The sequence below is a fragment of the Pseudomonas sp. 1152_12 genome (assembly GCF_052850675.1).
Window position 1 is genome coordinate 180,872 of record NZ_VXCW01000012.1, and the last position, 19,211, is coordinate 200,082.

At 60.5% G+C, this 19,211-nt stretch carries 17 protein-coding genes and 1 pseudogene; 12 read left to right on the forward strand and 6 right to left on the reverse strand.

Features of this window, described 5'->3' with window-relative positions; translation table 11 throughout:
- Positions 1-295: 295 nt before the first annotated feature.
- The 4 genes from FW764_RS22230 to FW764_RS22245 all read left to right on the forward strand — a co-directional run bounded on the left by FW764_RS22230 (position 296) and on the right by FW764_RS22245 (position 4,926).
- The gene (locus FW764_RS22230) at positions 296-1,651 is read left to right on the forward strand and encodes a M16 family metallopeptidase (RefSeq protein WP_446435724.1); all 1,356 of its coding nucleotides are present in this window, start codon (positions 296-298) and stop codon (positions 1,649-1,651) included.
- A complete protein-coding gene (locus FW764_RS22235) occupies positions 1,644-3,134 on the forward strand; it encodes a M16 family metallopeptidase (RefSeq protein ID WP_446435725.1) in 1,491 nt (496 codons plus the stop codon). Before FW764_RS22230 ends, FW764_RS22235 begins: the two co-directional genes overlap by 8 nt.
- Positions 3,134-3,751: a 16S rRNA (guanine(966)-N(2))-methyltransferase RsmD gene (gene rsmD, locus FW764_RS22240; protein ID WP_446435726.1), complete on the forward strand. Its 618-nt coding sequence runs from the start codon at positions 3,134-3,136 to the stop codon at positions 3,749-3,751. Before FW764_RS22235 ends, rsmD begins: the two co-directional genes overlap by 1 nt.
- 179 nt (positions 3,752-3,930) lie before the next feature.
- A complete protein-coding gene (locus FW764_RS22245) occupies positions 3,931-4,926 on the forward strand; it encodes a hydrolase (protein WP_446435727.1) in 996 nt (331 codons plus the stop codon).
- 30 nt (positions 4,927-4,956) lie between these two features.
- Here the strand turns inward: FW764_RS22245 and FW764_RS22250 are convergent, their stop codons facing one another.
- Positions 4,957-5,811 (reverse strand): sulfurtransferase, encoded by an 855-nt coding sequence (locus FW764_RS22250; protein ID WP_446435728.1) that lies wholly within the window; start codon positions 5,809-5,811, stop codon positions 4,957-4,959.
- 33 nt (positions 5,812-5,844) lie between these two features.
- A complete protein-coding gene (locus FW764_RS22255) occupies positions 5,845-6,516 on the reverse strand; it encodes a TetR/AcrR family transcriptional regulator (protein ID WP_083356284.1) in 672 nt (223 codons plus the stop codon).
- 147 nt (positions 6,517-6,663) lie between these two features.
- Between FW764_RS22255 and FW764_RS22260 the strand changes: the two genes are divergently transcribed.
- The 5 genes from FW764_RS22260 to FW764_RS22280 all read left to right on the forward strand — a co-directional run bounded on the left by FW764_RS22260 (position 6,664) and on the right by FW764_RS22280 (position 11,308).
- On the forward strand, positions 6,664-8,091 hold the full coding sequence (locus tag FW764_RS22260; RefSeq protein ID WP_446435729.1) for a coniferyl aldehyde dehydrogenase: 1,428 nt from the start codon (positions 6,664-6,666) through the stop codon (positions 8,089-8,091).
- A 28-nt stretch (positions 8,092-8,119) separates the two neighbouring features.
- Positions 8,120-8,665 carry a twin-arginine translocation pathway signal protein gene (locus FW764_RS22265; protein WP_446435730.1) on the forward strand — a complete coding sequence of 182 codons (546 nt, stop codon included), beginning with the start codon at positions 8,120-8,122 and terminating at the stop codon, positions 8,663-8,665.
- Between the two features lie 99 nt (positions 8,666-8,764).
- Positions 8,765-10,360 (forward strand): GMC family oxidoreductase N-terminal domain-containing protein, encoded by a 1,596-nt coding sequence (locus FW764_RS22270; protein WP_446435731.1) that lies wholly within the window; start codon positions 8,765-8,767, stop codon positions 10,358-10,360.
- Between the two features lie 114 nt (positions 10,361-10,474).
- On the forward strand, positions 10,475-10,954 hold the full coding sequence (gene coaD, locus FW764_RS22275) for a pantetheine-phosphate adenylyltransferase (protein ID WP_003176711.1): 480 nt from the start codon (positions 10,475-10,477) through the stop codon (positions 10,952-10,954).
- Positions 10,955-11,056: 102 nt separating this feature from the next.
- A complete protein-coding gene (locus tag FW764_RS22280; protein ID WP_003195146.1) occupies positions 11,057-11,308 on the forward strand; it encodes a YfhL family 4Fe-4S dicluster ferredoxin in 252 nt (83 codons plus the stop codon).
- A gap of 70 nt (positions 11,309-11,378) precedes the next feature.
- On the opposite strand, the gene mutM is transcribed toward FW764_RS22280, so the two are convergent.
- A complete protein-coding gene (mutM, locus tag FW764_RS22285) occupies positions 11,379-12,191 on the reverse strand; it encodes a bifunctional DNA-formamidopyrimidine glycosylase/DNA-(apurinic or apyrimidinic site) lyase (protein ID WP_446435732.1) in 813 nt (270 codons plus the stop codon).
- A gap of 21 nt (positions 12,192-12,212) precedes the next feature.
- Complete coding sequence (locus FW764_RS22290) at positions 12,213-13,025, reverse strand: HDOD domain-containing protein (RefSeq protein WP_446435739.1); 813 nt, start codon at positions 13,023-13,025, stop codon at positions 12,213-12,215.
- Between the two features lie 207 nt (positions 13,026-13,232).
- On the opposite strand from FW764_RS22290, the gene FW764_RS22295 reads away from it, so the two are divergent.
- Complete coding sequence (locus tag FW764_RS22295; RefSeq protein ID WP_446435733.1) at positions 13,233-14,429, forward strand: class I SAM-dependent rRNA methyltransferase; 1,197 nt, start codon at positions 13,233-13,235, stop codon at positions 14,427-14,429.
- Between the two features lie 174 nt (positions 14,430-14,603).
- A pseudogene (locus FW764_RS22300) lies at positions 14,604-15,265 on the forward strand (MFS transporter).
- On the opposite strand, the gene FW764_RS22305 reads toward FW764_RS22300, so the two are convergent.
- Together FW764_RS22305 and FW764_RS22310 are read right to left on the reverse strand one after the other, a co-directional pair.
- A complete protein-coding gene (locus tag FW764_RS22305) occupies positions 15,208-15,918 on the reverse strand; it encodes a hypothetical protein (RefSeq protein WP_446435734.1) in 711 nt (236 codons plus the stop codon). The pseudogene FW764_RS22300 and the gene FW764_RS22305 sit on opposite strands and share 58 nt — an antisense overlap.
- The gene (locus FW764_RS22310) at positions 15,905-16,948 is read right to left on the reverse strand and encodes a hypothetical protein (protein ID WP_446435735.1); all 1,044 of its coding nucleotides are present in this window, start codon (positions 16,946-16,948) and stop codon (positions 15,905-15,907) included. Before FW764_RS22310 ends, FW764_RS22305 begins: the two co-directional genes overlap by 14 nt.
- A gap of 386 nt (positions 16,949-17,334) precedes the next feature.
- Between FW764_RS22310 and ilvD the strand changes: the two genes are divergently transcribed.
- Positions 17,335-19,176, forward strand: coding sequence for a dihydroxy-acid dehydratase (gene ilvD / locus FW764_RS22315; RefSeq protein ID WP_446435736.1), 1,842 nt, complete (start codon positions 17,335-17,337; stop codon positions 19,174-19,176).
- Positions 19,177-19,211 lie beyond the last annotated feature (35 nt).

A 19,211-nucleotide genomic window follows, 5' to 3' on the forward strand; every position in this document is an offset into this window, starting at 1 on the left:
GTAAATAAATTCGATGCAGAACAGACTGCTTTAACGCTCGCTTGTTCATGCGCAACATTTTGTAAGGCGTAAATAAAGGCCTCAACAAATCGTTTCAATAAAGGACTGAAGCGATAAAATCGGCGAAAAATGAAAGATCATCGGGGAAAAACACCCTCTAATCCAACATTTCTACGACTGGATCTGGGACAAGATGGCCGCCGCAGTGGCCGTCCCTAAATCGGATCAGTATCCTAGCACCTCCTCGCCCGCCGACGCTAAGACCACGCGGGCAGCCCAACAGGTTTAAAAACGAATGAATGCTCTAGCCCGCCGCGCTGCAGGCCTGCTGTTCAGCACAGTTTGTCTGCCCCTTTCAGCCTTGGCTGCCGACCCACAACCCACCCATGAATTTACCCTGGATAACGGCCTCAAAGTGGTCGTGCGCGAAGATCATCGCGCGCCGGTGGTGGTTTCCCAGGTCTGGTACAAAGTTGGTTCGAGCTACGAAACCCCAGGCCAAACCGGCTTGTCCCACGCCTTGGAACACATGATGTTCAAGGGCAGCGCCAAGGTTGGCCCCGGCGAAGCCTCGCTGATCCTGCGCGACCTGGGCGCCGAAGAAAACGCCTTTACCAGCGATGATTACACCGCCTACTACCAAGTGCTGGCCCGTGATCGCCTGGGCGTTGCTTTCGAGCTGGAGGCCGACCGCATGGCCAGCCTGCGCCTGCCAGCCGATGAGTTCAGCCGCGAGATTGAAGTCATCAAGGAAGAGCGCCGCCTGCGCACCGACGACAATCCGATGTCTAAGGCCTACGAACGCTTCAAGGCCATGGCCTACCCCGCCAGCGGCTACCACACGCCGACCATCGGCTGGATGGCCGACCTGGAACGCATGAAAGTCGAAGAACTGCGCCATTGGTATCAGTCTTGGTATGTGCCGAACAACGCCACCCTGGTGGTGGTCGGTGACGTCACCCCGGACGAGGTGAAAAACCTCGCCCAGCGCTACTTCGGCCCGATCCCCAAGCGTGACGTGCCACCGGCCAAGATCCCGCTGGAGCTCGCCGAGCCCGGCGAACGCTTGCTGACCATGCACGTGCAGACCCAACTGCCGAGCGTCATCCTGGGTTTCAACGTGCCAGGCCTGGCCACCGCCGAAGACAAGCGCTCGGTACAGGCCCTGCGCCTGCTGTCGGCCCTGCTGGATGGCGGCTATAGCGCACGTATTTCGGAGCAACTGGAACGCGGTGAAGAGTTGGTATCTGCCGCCTCCACCAGCTACGACGCTTACACCCGGGGTGACAGCCTGTTCACCCTGACGGCCACGCCGAACCAGCAGAAGAAAAAGACCATTGCCCAAGCCGAAGCCGGCCTTTGGCGCCTGCTGGACGAATTGAAAGCCAAACCGCCGACCACCGAAGAACTGGAGCGTATCCGCGCCCAGGTCATTGCCGGCGTGGTCTACCAGCGTGATTCGATCACCAGCCAGGCCACGGCCATCGGCTCCCTGGAAACTGTCGGGCTGTCCTGGAAACTGATGGACACCGAGTTGGCCGACCTGCAAAGCGTGACCCCGGAAGATATCCAGAAGGCCGCACGTACTTATTTCACCCGCGAGCGTTTGAGCGTCGCCCATGTTTTGCCTGAGGAGACCGCTCATGAGTAATCGCAAAAGCAGCCGCCTGATCCTGCCAGCCCTGGTCGCCGTCACCGCGATCGCCGCCAGCGCCGTGTACTTCCTGCGCCCGAGCGAGTCCGTGGCCAGCCAGGCGCTGGACAAAGCCCAATCGGCCAGCAAACTGCAATCTTTGGCGGAGCTGGACGGCAAGGCGCCGACCAACCGCAAGCTCGACGTGCAAACCTGGACCACCGCCGAAGGCGCCAAGGTGCTGTTCGTCGAAGCCCACGAGTTGCCGATGTTCGACATGCGCATCCTGTTCGCCGCCGGCAGCAGCCAGGACGGCAACACCCCCGGCTTGGCACTGCTGACCAACGCCATGCTCAACGAAGGTGTACCCGGCAAGGATGTCAGCCAGATCGCCAGCGGTTTTGAAGGCCTGGGCGCCGACTTCGGCAATGGTGCCTACCGCGACATGGCGCTGGTGTCCCTGCGCAGCCTGAGCGACAGCGACAAGCGCGATGCTGCGTTGGCACTGTTTGATGACGTGATCGGCAAGCCAACCTTCCCGGCCGACTCTCTGGCGCGGATCAAAAATCAAATCCTCGCCGGTTTTGAGTACCAGAAACAGAACCCGGCCAAGCTCGCAAGCCTTGAGCTGTTCAAGCGCCTGTACGGCGATCACCCTTACGCTCACCCGAGCGAAGGTACGCCCGACAGCGTTCCGAAGATTACCCTCGCACAGTTGCAGGCGTTCCACGCCAAGGCTTATGCGGCAGGCAATGCAGTGATCGCAGTGGTCGGCGACCTGACTCGCGCTGACGCCGAGGCTATGACCGCCAAGGTCTCCGCGTCGCTGCCTAAGGGCCCGGCCCTGGCGAAAATCGCCCAGCCGAGCGAGCCGAAAGCTGGCCTGAGCCATATCGAGTTCCCGTCCAAGCAAACGCACCTGTTGTTCGCGCAACTGGGCATCGACCGCGCCGACCCGGACTACGCAGCCTCGTCCTTGGGCAACCAGATCCTCGGCGGTGGCGGCTTCGGCACCCGCTTGATGAGCGAAGTCCGCGAGAAACGCGGCCTGACGTACGGTGTGTACTCCGGCTTCTCGCCGATGCAGGTACGCGGCCCGTTCATGATCAACCTGCAGACCCGCGCCGAAATGAGCGGCGGCACCCTGCGCCTGGTTGAGGACGTACTGGCCGACTACCTCAAGACCGGCCCGACGCAAAAGGAGCTGGACGACGCCAAGCGTGAGCTGGCTGGCAGCTTTCCGCTGTCCACCGCGAGCAACGCCGATATCGTCGGGCAGCTGGGCGCCATGGGTTTCTACAACCTGCCGCTGAGCTATCTGGAAGATTTCATGAAACAATCCCAGGCCCTGACCGTAGAGCAGGTCAAGGCTGCAATGAATAAACACTTGAGCGCCGACAAGATGGTCATCGTGACCGCCGGCCCGACGATTGCGCAAAAGCCACTACCGCCCCCCACTGATAAACCTGCCGAGCAGCCGCTCGGGGTTCCGGAGCATTAATGGCCAGTTCATCTCGCCCGAAAAAACCCGTCCACAACGTGCATAACGGTGTGGGCCAACTGCGCATCATTGGCGGCGAATGGGGCAGCCGCAAGCTGAGCTTCCCCGACGTCGTAGGCTTGCGCCCAACGCCGGATCGCGTGCGTGAAACCCTGTTCAACTGGCTCGCGCCGTATATTGGCGGGGCCAAAGTGCTGGACCCGTTTGCCGGCAGCGGCGCGCTGTTCCTGGAGGCGCTGTCCCGTGGCGCGGCCCAGGGCCAGGCGTTGGATGCCAGCAATGTGGCGGTATCAAGCCTCAAGGAACACCTGGGCACGCTGCGCTGCACCACCGGCCAGGTTCAGACGGCCGACGCGTTGCGCTACCTGGAAACCCAGGCGGCGACTGAATACGACGTGGTGTTCCTCGACCCACCGTTCAATCAGAACCTGTTACCGACCGTGTGTGCGTTGCTGGAAGAGCGGCAGTGGCTGGCTGCGGATGCGTGGATCTACACTGAGAGTGAAACCGCCCCGTCTACCTTGGGCCTGCCGGGCGCCTGGCGCCTGCACCGGGAGCAAAAGTCCGGTCGGGTGTACTACGCGTTGTGGCATCGGTTGGTCGAAAGCGTCGCCTAGTCTTTCAGGCCGGTTTCAATTGTGGCGAGGGAGCTTGCTCCCGCTGGGCTGCGAAGCAGCCTCAAAACCTACAATAGTGTTCTGACTGAACATGTGCGGTGTTCTTGTTAGGGCTGCTGCGCAGCCCAGGGCAAGCAAGCTCGCTCGCCACAGTGAGTTCGTTCGCCACAGAGATACCCATGACCCCGTCTACTGACCTGTTCAAACCCGCCTTCGGCCTCGGTAACCCCCACGTGCAAACGCTGTGGGGGCCGTTGTGGCGACCCACTACCCATATCGAACGCCAACGCGAACGCTTGTGGCTGGACGACGGTGATTTTCTCGACCTCGACTGGCATGGACCTCATGACGCGCAAGCGCCTTTGGTGCTGGTGCTACATGGGCTGACCGGGTCCTCCAACTCGCCCTACGTGGCAGGCCTGCAAAAAGTCCTCGCCGCCCAAGGCTGGGCCAGCGCAGCGCTGAACTGGCGCGGCTGCTCAGGCGAGCCAAACCTTTTGGCTCGCAGCTATCACTCGGGCGCCAGTGAAGACCTGGCAGCAGCGATTGCACATCTTCGCGCGAAGCGGCCATTGGCGCCGTTGTACGCCGTTGGCTATTCGCTGGGCGGCAATGTGCTGCTCAAGCACTTGGGGGAAACCGGCGTATCGTCGGGGCTGCAGGGCGCGGCGGCGGTGTCGGTGCCGTTTCGTCTGGATCAATGTGCAGATCGCATTGGGCTGGGCTTTTCGCGGGTCTATCAGAAGCACTTCATGCGCGAGATGCTGACGTATATCCGCGTCAAGCAAAGCCGGTTTTTACAGGACGGACGGGCAGATGGACTGAAAACCCTGGAGTCACTGGGTTCTCTTGAGAAGATGCGCACGTTTTGGGACTTCGACGGGCGGGTGACCGCGCCACTGCACGGTTTCCTCAGCGCCGAGGACTATTACCGTCGAGCATCGAGCCGCTATTACTTGGGCGATATTCGTACGCCCACGCTGATTATCCAAGCGGCAGATGACCCGTTCGTGTTCGCCCACAGCCTGCCCGAAGCCAGGGAACTGTCGGAATGCACCGAGTTCGAGTTACTGGCCAAGGGTGGGCATGTGGGGTTTGTTGATGGTTCGCTGAAGCGCCCCAGCTACTACCTGGAGCGGCGTATCCCTCAATGGCTGCTGACACGCCACGGTTAAAAAATGATTGGGGTTTATACATCTGGCACATCAGTCGCCGGTTGCAATTTCCCGCGTAGGATCAGTAATCCACTCGCTCCACGACCCCGCATACAGCTTGCCCAATGGGTAACCCGCCAGGCTCAGGGCAAACAAGTTGTGGCACGCCGTCACGCCCGAACCGCAATACGCCACCAGCTCATCCGGCGAGCGGCCCTGCAACTGCGTGGCGAAACGCTGCTTGAGCTGTTCCGCCGGCAGGAAGCAACCGCCACTGCCCAGGTTTTCGTTGAACGCCGCACATTGCGCGCCCGGAATATGCCCGGCGATGGGATCGATGGGCTCCACGTCGCCACGAAAACGCGCTTGAGCGCGAGCATCGATCAAGGTCAGGCCCGGTTCGCCCAGGCGTTTTTGCAGCTGTTCTGCGTCCAACAGCAGGTGGTTGTCGGGCTTGCCGGCAAACGTTCCCGGCTCAACCACCGGCGCATCCAGACTCAGCGGGAAGCCCGCCGCGTGCCAGGCCTTCAGGCCACCGTCCAAAATAAATACGCCATCACGTTTGCCCAGCCAGACCAGCAACCACCAGGCGCGGGCTGCATAGGCGCCGGGGCCGTCGTCATACAGCACGATGTCGGAGTCGGCATTGATGCCCCACGCCCGCAGTTGTGCAACCAAGGCGTCCGGTGCCGGCAAGGGGTGCCGGCCGCTCACGCCTTTGGTCACCGGACCGCTGAGGTGGCGCTCCAGGTCAGCATATTGCGCGCCCTCAATGTGCCCTTCAGCGTAGCTGCAAAGCCCGTAGTCCGGGTCCTCCAGGGCAAAGCGGCAATCCAGAATAACCAAGCCGTCGGGCTTCTGGCGCTCGGCGAGTTGCTGGGGGCTGATCAGTTGGGCAAACGGCATGACGGACTCCTGTGAGCAAATTCGGGAAAGGTCCTACTTCACTTCTTCGAGTGCCTGGTTCAACGGCACATAAAACTCTTTGAACAAGGCATCTACCGCCTCTTTCGCCTGGGGCGTGACAAACCCCGCCTCCAGCACGAGTACCTGATACACCCCACGCTTGATCGCCTCTGCGCTCAGATGAGCGGAATTTTCATTGGTGGTGCACAGGAAACGCACCCAGGAGGTGAGGATGATCCAGGCATTGAGCGTAAGGGCTTCGGTTTGCACCGGGTCCATAGACAGGATGCCAGCGTCAACAAACCCCTGATAGATGGCGTTTCCCTGGATCAGGCAGCGCTGGGAAAAACGCCGATAGCCGGTGGCAAGCTCCGGGTCGCTTTCCAGCAGGTGTTCGAGGTCGCGGTGCAGGAACCGGTAGCGCCACATGCCAGCCAGTACGGCCTGCAGGTAGAAGCGCTTGTCTTCGACGGTGACGGCGCGGCCTTGGGGGGGGCGCAGAAAACTGTCCACCAAGGCTTCATATTCACGAAACAGCACGGCGATGATCGCCTGCTTGTTGGGGAAGTGGTAGTACAGGTTGCCGGGGGAAATTTCCATATGGGCAGCAATATGGTTGGTACTGACGCTGCGCTCGCCCTGCTGGTTAAAAAGCTCCAGGCTGGTTTGCACAATGCGCTCGCTGGTCTTTACTCGTGGTGCCATAGGGGATCAGCTTCTAAACACGTGATGGGGCATCTTACGGCCTATCCTTGCTTGGATAAAACCGCCTGTTGCTGCAATGATATTTGACAATTTAGAGCAATGACTCTAAAAATCCAGGCAGACCTATAACAATTGGGAACCTGCGCCATGTCAGCCACCATTGCCTACCTGCAAGATTCCCAGGCGCTGGATCAACTCCAGGACCTGTTCGACGCCCAACGCCGCGCCTATGCCGCTAACCCGATGCCGCCAGCGGCGCAGCGCCAGCAATGGCTTAAGGCCTTGCGTGACGTGCTCAGCAATGAACGCCAAGCGTTGATCAGCGCGATCAGCCAGGACTTCAGCCACCGCAGTGCAGACGAAACCTTGTTCGCCGAACTGATGCCCAGCCTGCATGGCATTCACTACGCCAGCAAACACCTTAAAGGCTGGATGAAACCTTCCCGGCGCGCCGTAGGCATTGCCTTCCAACCGGCGTCGGCCAAAGTCATCTATCAACCCCTGGGCGTGGTCGGGGTGATCGTGCCGTGGAATTACCCGCTATATTTGGCCATTGGCCCGCTGGTCGGCGCTTTGGCGGCCGGTAATCGGGTGATGCTTAAGCTCAGCGAGTCCACGCCCGCCACGGGTCAATTGCTTAAGGCACTGTTGGCGAGAATCTTCCCCGAAGACCTGGTGTGTGTGGTGCTAGGCGAAGCCGAAGTAGGCATGGCGTTTTCCAAATTACGCTTCGATCACCTGCTGTTCACCGGTGCCACCAGCATCGGCAAGCACGTGATGCGCGCCGCCGCCGAGCACCTGACGCCGGTCACACTGGAACTGGGTGGTAAATCGCCAGCCATCGTTTCCGCCGACGTGCCGCTTAAGGACGCCGCCGAGCGCATCGCGTTCGGCAAATGCCTGAATGCCGGGCAAACCTGCGTGGCACCGGACTACGTGCTGGTGCCGGAAGACCGCGTTGAGGGGTTCGTCGAGGCTTACAGCAAGGCGGTTCGCGGGTTTTATCCGACCCTGGCCGACAACCCGGATTACACAGCAATCATTAACGAGCGGCAGCAAACCCGGCTGAATGCCTACATCAAGGACGCCACCGACAAAGGCGCCACCCTGGTTGCACTGTATGACCACGGCCAGGCACGGCGCATGGCCCACAGTCTGTTGCTGAATGTCAGCGATGAAATGACCGTGATGCAGGACGAGATCTTCGGCCCGGTGCTGCCGATCGTGCCGTATCGCGGCATCGACCAGGCATTTGCCTACATCAACCAACGCCCTCGCCCATTGGCCCTGTACTACTTCGGCTACAACAAGGGCGAGCAGAACCGCGTACTCCACGAAACCCACTCGGGCGGCGTGTGCCTGAATGATACCTTGCTGCATGTGGCCCAGGACGACATGCCCTTCGGCGGTATCGGCCCATCGGGCATGGGCCATTACCACGGCCACGAAGGGTTCCTCACGTTCAGCAAGGCTAAGGGAGTGCTGGTGAAACAGCGCTTGAACGCCGCGAAGTTGATCTACCCGCCCTACGGTAAGTCGATCCAGAAGTTGATTCAAAAGCTGTTCGTTCGCTGATTCCGCCACCCTCGGGATAACAATAACAATGAACCCTAGCCTGACTGAAACACCTGCGCTGTCGCGGCGCGGCGTCCTGAAAATCGGCCTGTGCGCCAGTGCTTTCCTGGCGACCGCCGGGCTAGGCGCCAGCCTCAGCGGCTGCTCCAGCAGCACCCCGGCCAGCGGCTTTGCCATGCTGCGCAGCAGTGACTTGCCGTTCTTGCGCGCGGTGATCCCGGTACTGCTTGAAGGCGCGGCCAGCGCCCAGGATGTAGTCGCCGAAATTGAAGACACCCTGAAAAAGCTCGACTACAGCCTTCAGCACCTGTCACCCGAGATGTTCAAGCTCACCCAGCAACTGTTCGACGTACTGGGTATGGGTATCACACGGGGGCCGCTGACCGGTATTTGGGACAGTTGGGAAAACGCCAGTGGCGAGCAGATCCGCAACTTCCTGCACCGCTGGGAAAACAGCTACCTGAACCTGCTGCGCATGGGCCAGGGCTCGTTGCTCAAGCTGGTAATCATGGCCTGGTACTTCCGCCCGCAGTCCTGGGCGCATTGCGGCTACCCCGGGCCGCCGAAGATCTGACGTTGATAGCCCATTCGAAACTGTAGGAGCGGGCTTGCTCGCGCCCACATTGACCGCAACTTCGTAGCGTTTAACTCATAAAAACAAGAGTGCACTTCTATGCCCGTACCCGATCTGTTCCGCGACGGCCTGGCCCGAGGCTGGAAAACCCACAATGGCGCTGCCTTAGACGGCGACCTGGCCTTGGAGGCCGACGTGGTGATCATCGGCAGCGGTGCCGGTGGCGGCACCACCGCGGAAATTCTCAGCGCCGCTGGCTACAAAGTGTTGCTGATCGAAGAGGGCCCGCTCAAGACCAGTAGCGACTTCAAGCTGCTCGAGGACGAGGCTTATGCCAGCCTGTACCAGGAAGGTATCGGCCGCATGAGCAAGGACGGCGCGATCACCATCCTGCAGGGCCGTGCGGTGGGCGGTACCACGTTGATCAACTGGACGTCGAGCTTTCGCACGCCCGATGCCACTCTTTCCCACTGGGCCAGTGAGTACGCGGTAAAAGGCCACAGCAGCGCCGAGATGGCGCCGTGGTTCGAGAGGATGGAACAGCGCCTGGGCATCGCCCCGTGGGCCATCCCACCGAATGCCAACAATGATGTGATCCGCAGAGGCTGCGAAAAGCTCGGTTACAGCTGGCATGTCATCCCACGCAACGTGCGCGGCTGCTTCAACCTCGGCTATTGCGGCATGGGGTGCCCGGTCAACGCCAAGCAGTCGATGTTGGTGACCACCATTCCGTCCACGCTGGAGAAGGGCGGCGAACTGCTGTATCTCGCCCGCGCAGAACGACTCAAGTACAGCGGCGACACCATCAGCAGCCTGGAATGCGTGGCGATGGACGAACGCTGCGTAGCGCCTACCGGGCGCAAGATCACGGTCAAAGCCAAGCATTACGTGTTATCGGGCGGCGGCATCAACAGCCCGGCGCTGCTGATGCGTTCGGACGCGCCCGACCCGCATTCGCGGCTGGGCAAACGCACCTTTCTGCATCTGGTGAATTTCTCCGCCGGGCAATTCGACGAGGTGATCAACCCGTTCTACGGCGCGCCGCAGTCAATTTACTCCGATCACTTCCAATGGCTGGACGGCACCACCGGCAAAATGGCCTACAAGCTGGAGGCGCCGCCGTTACACCCAGGGTTAGCCAGCACGCTATTCGGCGGGTACGGCACCGGCAACGCGCTGGACATGAGCCAGTTGCCCCATACCCACGCCATGCTCGCCCTTTTACGTGATGGTTTTCATCCCGACAGCCCTGGCGGCACGGTGGAATTACGCGGCGACGGTACGCCAGTACTCGATTATCAAGTGTCACCCTATGCCTGGGACGGTCTACGCCGAGCCTTCCACAGCATGGCCGAGATTCAGTTCGCGGCGGGCGCCAAGTCGGTCAAGCCGTTGCATCACGATGCACGTTACGTAAACACCCTGGCCGAGGCGCGCAGCCTGATCGACAGTCTAAGCCTGGAATTGCATCGAACCACCTTGGGCAGCGCCCACGTGATGGGCGGTTGCGCCATGGGAGAAGATCCAAAAAATGCAGTGACCGACAGCCTCGGTCGCCATCACCAGTTGCGTAACCTGTCGATCCACGACGGCTCGTTATTCCCCACCAGCATTGGGGCTAACCCGCAATTGTCGGTGTACGGATTAACCGCGCAACTGGCGACGGCATTAGCCGAACGTCTGAAAACGGCGTGAAAAAACACGGTATTCGCCATGTCTATACTGCTTTCTTCTGCATAAGTTGACTTGGCCGACCGGGATGGCTGCGATACCATCCGGTTCCCCAACGGACTCCGCCAGGACGACGCGATGAACCGAGTGTTGTACCCAGGTACCTTCGACCCGATTACCAAAGGCCATGGCGATTTGGTCGAACGCGCCTCTCGCCTGTTCGACCATGTGATCATCGCGGTCGCTGCCAGCCCCAAGAAAAACCCGCTGTTTCCCCTGGAACAGCGCGTGGAGTTGGCGCGTGAGGTCACCAAACACCTGCCCAACGTGGAAGTGGTGGGCTTCTCGACCCTGCTGGCGCACTTTGCCAAAGAGCAGAACGCCAATGTGTTCCTGCGTGGCCTGCGTGCGGTGTCCGACTTCGAGTATGAATTCCAGCTGGCCAACATGAACCGCCAACTGGCGCCGGACGTGGAGAGTCTGTTCCTCACGCCGTCCGAGCGTTACTCGTTCATTTCCTCGACGTTGGTGCGTGAAATCGCTGCTCTGGGCGGAGATATCACCAAGTTCGTGCACCCGGCCGTAGCCGATGCGTTGACTCTACGCTTCAAGAAGTAAGACCGCTCAATCGGCGCCCGCTCGCACTGCGGGCGCCAATGCGGCACAATTGCGCGCATTAGTTTTCAGATGCCCTGGCTGACAGCCCTGGCAGGAGTTTCCATGTCCCTGATCATCACCGACGATTGCATCAACTGCGACGTCTGCGAACCCGAGTGCCCGAACGCTGCCATTTCCCAGGGTGAAGAGATCTACGTGATCGACCCCAACCTGTGCACCCAGTGCGTCGGCCACTACGACGAGCCTCAGTGCCAGCAAGTGTGCCCGGTGGATTGCATCCCGCTGGATGAGGCGCACCCTGAGACTGAAGAGCAGTTGATGGAAAAGTACCGGAAGATTACCGGTAAGGCTTGAGTGTCCTTAGTGCCTCTTAGGGGCTCATCGGGGGCTTGCCCCCGATGGCCATGTTAGCCCCCCACAACAATCAGCTCTGGCACTTAGGGCAAAACACACTCGCCCGCTGCCCCAGCACCACATTGCGTAGCTCGGTCCCACAGACCTTGCACGCTTCGCCTCCACGGCCATAGACGAACAATTCCTGCTGGAAATACCCCGGCTGCCCATCGCCGCCGATAAAATCCCGCAATGTCGTGCCGCCCCGCTCAATCGCCGCCGCCAGGACGCGCTTGATCTCGGTGGCCAGCTTCAGGTAACGCCCGCGTGAAATACCGCCGGCGGCCCTGCGCGGGTCAATTCCCGCCGCAAACAGCGCTTCCGTCGCATAGATGTTACCCACGCCCACCACCACCACGTTGTCCATGATGAACGGCTTCACCGCCATCGACTTACCGCGGGACAGTTGGAACAGGCGCTCGCCATCAAACAGGTCAGTCAACGGCTCCGGGCCCAGGCGAATCAGCAGTTCGTGGTTGTGCGGATCCTGGCTCCACAGCATCGCGCCAAAGCGCCGTGGGTCGGTGTAACGCAGGGCCATGCCGGACTCCAGCTCGATATCCACATGTTCATGCTTGGCTGCCGGCATGCCGACTTCCACCAGACGCAAGTTGCCCGACATGCCCAAGTGGCTGATCAAAGTGCCCACTTCAGCATTGATCAACAGGTACTTGGCCCGCCGCTCCACCAGCACGATGCGCTGGCCGGACAGGCGCACATCGAGGTCTTCCGGGATCGGCCAGCGCAAGCGCCGCTCACGCACCACCACGCGGCTGACCCGCTGGCCTTCCAGGTGCGGCGCAATACCGCGCCGGGTGGTTTCGACTTCTGGTAACTCGGGCATGTGTACCTCGTGAAGGGGGGATCAGTGCGCGCCCAGTTCGCGGATCGACAACTTCAGGCTTTCGAAGTCGTAGTCCGACAGGCCCACGTAGTCCAGCACCAGGTGGCCGATGGCATTCCACTCATGGTCCACCGGCTGGTTGCCCAGCACGCGGTAGGACGAGCAGATGTGCTCGGCCATCTTCAGGATAGCCAGGAGGTTTTTCATCTGAGGATTGCGCGACGTCTCATCGCTGAAGATCGCCAAGGCATTGTGGTGGTTGGCGATGGCGTCGGTCACATGCTCCGGCAAGCGCCACGATTTAGCGGTGTAGTAGCCGACCACCGCATGGTTGGTGTTGAACGCGTTGTTCTCGGTGTCGACCACACGGCAGTCGGGGCCGGCGTTGGCGTAGGCCTCTTCGAGTACTGTCATGTAATTGGGGAAGCGCTTGAGCATCAGCGGCACGCCACAATCGTGGAACAGCCCCAGAGCATAAGCCTCGTCCACCGCCTGGGCACCGGTGCGCTTGGCCAGCGTCAGGCAGGTCATGGCCACGTCCTGGGCGGTGTCCCAGAAGCGGTTGAGGGTGACAATGGTGTCGTCGCTCATCTCGCCCCTGATCGACAGGGCGTTGATCAGGTTGATGATTGATCGGCTGCCCAGCAGGTTCACCGCGCGCTGGATCGAGGCGATCTTGTTGCTCAGGCCATAATAGGACGAATTGACGATCTTCAGCAGCGCGCCGGACAGGCCCGGGTCCTGGGAGATCAACCGCGCGATCACTTCCAGGTCCGGGTCGGGCATGTACTGCTCCATCTGCAAATCCACCATGATTTGCGGCTGGGGCGGCACGCTGATGCCTTGAAGGGCCTGCTGGATCTGTTCGGCGGTAAGCTCTTGGGACATAAGTACACACTCTGGGCTAGGTGGGGATTCTACCCCTTATGAAGACTTGACCGACACCCAAATGCCGAACTGAAAGCGCTCCCACATGTCCGGCAGCGCCGCGAATTCATGCGCAACACGGTATACTCCCGCTCTTTTTTCCGGAGCGACGTCATGTCCCTGCCAAGCCTGCGTCTCAAAGCCAACGCCGATCGTCGTTTGCGCAACGGCCACCTGTGGGTCTACAGCAACGAAATCGACGTGGCCGCCACCCCACTTCACGGCTTCCAGGCAGGCGACCAGGCCATCCTGGAAGCGGCCGGCGGCAAGACCCTGGGCATCGTGGCCATGAGCCCGAACAACCTGATCTGCGCACGCCTGCTGTCGCGCGATATCAAGTTGCCGCTAGACAAGTCGCTGCTGGTGCACCGCATCAACGTCGCCCTGTCGCTGCGTGATCGCCTGTTCGATAAGCCGTTCTACCGCCTGGTCTACGGCGACTCCGACCTGTTGCCAGGCTTGGTCGTCGACCGTTTCGGCGACATCCTGGTCGTTCAGATCGCTTCGGCGACCATGGAAGCCCACAAAGAAGACGTGATTGCCGCCCTGACCCAAGTGCTCAAGCCGAGCGGCATCCTATTCAAGAACGACTCCGCCGCGCGCGACGCCGAAGGCCTCAACCGCTACGTTGAAACCGTCTTCGGCCTGGTGCCGGAGTGGGTCGCGCTGGAAGAAAACGGCGTGAAATTCGAAGCCCCGGTGATCCAGGGCCAGAAAACCGGCTGGTTCTACGACCACCGTATGAATCGCGCACGCCTGGCCCCTTATGCCAAGGGCAAACGCGTACTCGACCTGTACAGCTACATCGGCGGCTGGGGCGTGCAAGCTGCAGCCTTCGGCGCCAGTGAAGTGTTCTGCGTCGACGCTTCAACCGTCGCCCTCGACGGCGTGGAGCGCAACGCTGTGCTGAACGGTGTTGCCGAGAAGATGACCTGTATCCAAGGCGACGTCTTCGATGCCCTGAAAGAACTGAAAGCCAGCGAAGAACGCTTCGACGTGATCGTCGCCGACCCACCGGCCTTCATCAAACGCAAAAAAGACATGAAAAACGGCGAAAGCGGCTACCGCCGCCTGAACGAGCAAGCCATGCGCCTGCTCAGCAAGGACGGCATCCTGGTCAGCGCCTCGTGCTCCATGCACTTGCCGGAAGACGACCTGCAAAACATCCTGCTGACCAGTGCACGTCACCTGGACCGCAATATCCAGATACTCGAGCGCGGCGGCCAGGGCCCGGATCATCCGGTGCACCCGGCGATTGCCGAGACGCGGTACATCAAGAGCATTACGTGCCGGTTGCTGCCCAATAGCTAAGCAATAAACGCAGATCAAAATGTGGGAGCAGGCCAGCCCCCACATTTTTTTACTGTGTCATGAGCATTGCCGTGCGTCAGAAAAGGCCAGGCCGCTACCCAAAACGGTCTTGATTGAATTCCACGTTTCGCAGGCTAGTATCGGTTTCTGGAATTACTCCGGAAAACAAAAACAATGTCTGAGTCCTGCGCCCAGTCCACTGGCGACGCAAAACGCCAACAGCGCTCGCGCTTCATCCTCATCACCTGCATTTCACTGATCAGCTTCTTCCCGATCAATATTCTGCTGCCCTCATTCCCAGCTCTAGCTGCCCGGTTCGACACACCCACCGCGGACATCGCGCTCTCCATCAGCTTATTCACGCTGGTGTTTTCTATCTCCCAACTGGTCGCGGGCCCTCTGTCGGATAAATGGGGGGCAAGGAAGTCCTGCTCGGCTGCATCACGCTGTCGATCCTCGGTGCGATTGGCTGCGCGCTGGTGGAGGACCTGTTCGAAGAACAAGACCCCATAACGACCATCACCCTGCTGATTCCCATGCTGATCAGTGCCCTGGCGGTCACGCTGGTAAGGCCTGCCGCCATTTCGGCCGCGATGCTGTTGTTTTCGAGCAGTGCGGGAACGGCGGCATCGGCGGGCAATAGCATCATGTTCCTCACCGCCGCCGTCAGCAGCGCCGCCCTTGCGCAGACTGGCAGCCATTTACTGATGACCATCGCCATCAGCTTCATTGGGTTCAGCCTGTGGGGGCTACTGACTAACAGGCGGATCGGGCGTCGCTACGGCTCGCGAATGACGGGGGTGAGCAGCATGTCGCTGGACTGCAATTGCCTGTAGCGCGGTGTGACCAACGACACCTTGCCTTCACGGATGTCGTGGATCAGCGTCTCAGTGTCCACATAACCGCCTGGCCATTGTGTCCATAGCAAAGGGCCGCGATCGTCCCACTCGCCTTTCCCATCCAAGGCATAAATGCGCGGCGGCTTGGACTCGTGGTGCACACGGGCGTGGGGCACCACCAACACTTCGCTCTGACCGTCCTGATCGAGGTCGACCGCCCAAAGCACACAGCCGAACTCGCAAATCGAGTCGGGGGTCAAGCTGATATCAACAAACTGCTCGCTGCCTGTGGGCGTAGGGCCAATCCATTCCAGTTCTGGCTTGGGCCGCCTAGCCCGTTCGTTCGCATACCGCTCGCTGTAACTCAGGGCCGTATCGTCCATCCTCTCGCGCAAAGCGCGGCGAGCTTCCGGGTTCAGAACGCGCCCCTGATCCACATCGACCTGCAACTTGGCATAGGCCTGCTCGCCAGCCTTCCCCAGACCAAAACGCAGGTTGTCAGCATCAAATGCTTCAGGCTTGGTGCGCCCGTCGAGCAAGCGACGGACCTGATCGTCGACGCTGAGCCGCACCGGGTCGAGGACGGGCGTATTGATCAACACCAACATCACACACGACAACAACGCCAATGGCGGGTTAGTCGTGCGCAAGTTGCCCAACCAGACCGGCGAGCGCAGGGCCACCGCCCACACCGCAGCCAAACCATACACACCACACACCACACACCAACGCTAGGGTCAGGGCGATAAAACGTTGCGGCGACAACGCATATTGCTCGACCCGCAGCCAGCTGGAGTAAAACGCCAGCCCTGCGAAAATCGGCAGGCACAATAGGCTCAACTCGATAAAGTGCGTCAGCCATTTCGGATAGGGCCGAGGCTGGTCGCCCGCTTGGAACACGCCGTTGAGCAGGAATAATTGAGCCCCGGCCAGCACCAGCAGAATCGGCGTGGAGTAGCCCGTTGCCCAAATCTGCTTAAGCCCGGTAAACGGCAAGGTCAGGGTAAACAGCACGCTGATCAGTGCAATCATCGGCAACACCCATCTACAAACACCAAAGAGCATGCTGCGCATCTGGCCGATAACTTTCTCGTTGCGTATGCCCATGTACATACCCAGCGCGAACACCAGCGGCAGGCTGATGGACAGGAACCCATCGCTCCAGAGGTAGCGCTCGAAAAATTCGATGCCCAGCATCAGGAACAGTCGGCTCCATAGCATGCCCAACAACCCGCACAACCCCACCAGGGTCAGGGCGCCCAGCACAATGAACACACCGTTCCAGGCTTGGTGGAACAGGTCTTCATACCGCCAGCGTTGTCCCTGGGTGACAGGCCAGGCAGACAAAAAGCTGGCGCTGATGTAACTGAGCGGCAGCAGGCTGAAGAGCCACGCAACGATATTCACACCGCCGCCGCCTGCAGGCTCGACGCGGTAACTGATCCACAGCGTCATTGCGCCCACGCACAGGGTGAACACCAGCGCAGGCAGTAAAGAGCGCCAATGCCGAGCCTTATCGGCGAGCAGCTGCAGAGTGGTTCCCCCGACCAAAGCCAGGGTGAGGATGACAAACAATAGCGGCTGACCCAGCGCATGAAGCGTGTTGAAGCAATAGAACACGATCCCTTGGAGCAGGCCGATCAGCAGGTAAAACCCTAAAAACCGATGGGTAACGGGCATTCCAATTCCTTTGGGACGAGGTGTAGGCACAAGCCCGCCAGTTTAAACAACCTCCCTGTCGCCAGGTATGCCTGCTTGTAGGCCCCGACTTAGTAGCGTGAGGGAATCATCTGGCGTCGACAGGCGGTCCAAACTGCAACCCCACGCATCCGACGCTCACACCTGCCCATTCCCTCCCGACACCAGCGGTGTAGAATCGACGCTATTCATCGCCAGTCATCCCCCGGCGGGTTTATGAGCTCGAAGCCCAAGCACGCGGCGATCCCGCGACGCGAGTGGCAACTTTTGGACACGCGGCCATTTTCTGAGTGTTCCAGACGTCAATAGAAGCTCACTCACCTTTAGTACCTGATTAGTAGTACCTGATTAGCCGCCCGGAGTGCTCCATGCCAGATTACCGCTCGAAAACATCCACCCACGGCCGCAACATGGCTGGCGCGCGCGCTCTATGGCGCGCCACGGGGATGAAAGATGACGACTTCAAGAAGCCGATCATCGCGATTGCCAACTCGTTCACCCAGTTCGTACCGGGCCACGTCCACCTCAAAGACCTGGGCCAGCTGGTCGCACGCGAGATCGAGCGCGCTGGCGGCGTGGCAAAAGAATTCAACACCATTGCCGTGGACGACGGCATCGCCATGGGCCATGACGGCATGCTGTATTCCCTGCCGAGCCGCGAGATCATCGCTGACTCCGTGGAATACATGGTCAACGCCCACTGCGCCGACGCCATCGTCTGCATCTCCAACTGCGACAAGATCACCCCCGGCATGCTGATGGCTGCCCTGCGCCTGAACATCCCGGTGATTTTCGTCTCTGGCGGCCCAATGGAAGCCGGCAAGACCAAGCTCGCCTCCCACGGCCTGGACCTGGTCGACGCCATGGTCATCGCCGCCGATTCCAGCGCGTCCGACGAGAAGGTTGCGGAATACGAACGCAGCGCCTGCCCGACCTGCGGTTCGTGCTCCGGCATGTTCACCGCTAACTCGATGAACTGCCTGGTAGAAGCTCTGGGCCTGGCTTTGCCGGGCAACGGTTCCACGTTGGCCACCCACAGCGACCGCGAGCAACTGTTCCTGCAGGCCGGCCGCACCATCGTCGAGCTGTGCAAGCGTTACTACGGCGAGAACGATGAGTCGGTGTTGCCGCGCAATATCGCCAACTTCAAGGCGTTCGAAAACGCCATGACCCTGGACATCGCCATGGGCGGTTCCACCAACACCATCCTGCACTTGCTGGCCGCCGCTCAGGAAGCCGAGATCGACTTCGACCTGCGCGACATCGACCGCCTGTCCCGTCACGTGCCGCAACTGTGCAAAGTCGCGCCGAACATCCAGAAGTACCACATGGAAGACGTGCACCGCGCCGGCGGGATCTTCTCGATCTTAGGCTCCTTGGCCCGTGGCGGCCTGTTGCACACCGACCTGCCGACCGTGCACAGCAAATCCCTGGCCGAAGGCATCGCCAAGTGGGACATCACCCTGACTGACGACGAAGCCGTGCACACCTTCTTCAAGGCTGGCCCGGCCGGTATCCCGACCCAGACTGCGTTCAGCCAGTCGACCCGTTGGGACACCCTGGATGACGACCGTGAAAACGGCTGTATCCGTAGTGTCGAACACGCTTACTCGCAAGAAGGCGGGCTGGCCGTGCTGTACGGCAACATCGCCCTGGATGGCTGCGTGGTGAAAACCGCTGGCGTGGATGAATCCATTCACGTCTTCGAAGGCCGCGCCAAGATCTACGAAAGCCAGGACAGCTCGGTACGCGGCATCCTCGCTGACGAAGTGAAAGAAGGCGACATCGTCATCATCCGTTACGAAGGCCCGAAAGGCGGCCCGGGCATGCAAGAGATGCTCTACCCGACGTCGTACCTGAAATCCAAGGGCCTGGGCAAAGCCTGCGCCTTGTTGACCGACGGCCGTTTCTCGGGCGGTACTTCGGGGCTGTCCATCGGTCACGCTTCACCGGAAGCCGCTGCCGGCGGCGCAATTGGTCTGGTGCAGGACGGCGACAAGGTGCTGATCGACATTCCAAACCGTTCGATCAACCTGTTGATCAGCGATGAAGAACTGGCCGCGCGCCGGGTCGAGCAGGACAAGAAAGGCTGGAAGCCGGTGGAAAAACGTCCGCGCAAAGTCACTACCGCGTTGAAGGCGTATGCCCTGCTGGCCACCAGTGCCGACAAGGGTGCCGTGCGTAACAAAGCGATGCTCGATGGCCTGTAAGCCTCGCGCATAAAAAATGCCCCGCCACGTGCGGG